Annotated in this window: 1 protein-coding gene and 1 pseudogene; both read right to left on the bottom strand. The window is 49.6% G+C overall.

Going from position 1 to position 1292, the window contains the following annotated elements; translation table 11 throughout:
* On the bottom strand, positions 1-1075 hold a 1075-nt coding region (tnpB, locus tag KNP76_RS15510; RefSeq protein ID WP_214845042.1), incomplete at its 3' end, for an IS200/IS605 family element RNA-guided endonuclease TnpB.
* Positions 1062-1148, bottom strand: a pseudogene (locus KNP76_RS16090) (IS200/IS605 family transposase); the annotation flags it as partial. The gene tnpB and the pseudogene KNP76_RS16090, both read right to left, overlap by 14 nt.
* Positions 1149-1292 lie beyond the last annotated feature (144 nt).

The raw sequence follows: 1292 nt of genomic DNA, 5'->3' as shown, positions 1-1292 counted from the left end.
GAAGATTGATGCTCGCATTGATGTCTCGATCATGGTGAGCGCCACAGGTACACGTCCATTCGCGGACATCCACTGTTTTCTTCTCGCCTTTTTCGCCGCAGGAAGAACAGATTTGTGTCGATGCGTACCATTGGTCGGCCTTGATGAGCGTCCGTCCGTAGAAGTTTGATTTGTATTCGAGTTGTCGGACGAACTCGTACCAACTGACATCTGCGATCGATTTGGCGACCCTGTGGTTCTTCATCATGTTCTTCGATTTCAATGTCTCCACGACGATGACTTGGTTCTCGTCAACGATTCGCTTCGACAGCTTATGAAGGAAGTCTTTACGTTGATTTGCGATTTTCTCATGTTTCTTGGCGAGAATCAGTTTGGCTTTCTCCCGGTTCTTGCTTCCTATTTTCTTACGAGACAGAGCGCGCTGCGCCTTCTTGACCTTCTTTTCAGATTTACGGAGAAAACGAGGGTTGTCGATCTTCTCGGAGACCATGTCATCGTCTGTCATGATGGCGAAGTGTTCCAGCCCGAGGTCGATGCCGATCTTGTTCTTAACCGGGATCCATTGCTCGTCATCCTGATTGACGAGGATGGAGACGAAGAACTTGCCCGTCTTCGTCATCGAGATTGTCGCGGACTTGATGATCCCCTTGAAAGGACGATGTTGTTTGAACTTCACGAAGCCGATCTTAGGGAGTCTCACCTTCCCGCCCTCGATCCGGACGCTCCCGTTCTGATTGTTGGTCGTGTAGGAGGCACGGTCGCCGTGCTTCGACTTGAATTTCGGGAACCCCACAGTTTTGTCACGGAAGAAGTTGGCGTATGCCTTGTTCAAGTCCATCTGGGCGTTCGCCAGTGACAGGCTATCGACTTCTTGCAAGAAAGGGAATTCGGGCTTGTACTTCGCCGGGGTCGGGAGCTTCTGCTTCGTGTCAGGGTTCAGCCTCGACTCTTCATACAGCCGGATCCGTTCCTCGAGCATCTTATTGTAGACGAAACGGACGCAACCGAACGTCTTCATGAAGGATTCTTGTTGTGGTGTCGTTGGATACAATCGAAACTTATACGCCTTCAGCAAAGTGATCACGCCTCTCCTTGTCGAGATGGTAGTTCAGAAGAAAGACTGAATGTTTGTTCGTATCCATTTTCATTGATAGTTCAGTCCTTTTGGTTGGTTACATCCATTATACCAAGCACATATAATCTTGCTAGCACGGGCGATTCATCTCCCACCTACGCTGGGCTTCGCCCCGGACGCTTAGAGGAGGGAGAATTCTCGCCTGATTTAGTTAAAT

The sequence above is a fragment of the Exiguobacterium sp. s150 genome, assembly GCF_018618435.1.
GTDB lineage: Bacteria > Bacillota > Bacilli > Exiguobacteriales > Exiguobacteriaceae > Exiguobacterium > Exiguobacterium alkaliphilum.
Note: the sequence above shows the minus strand (reverse complement) of the source record. Positions and strands in the feature narration are given on the sequence as shown.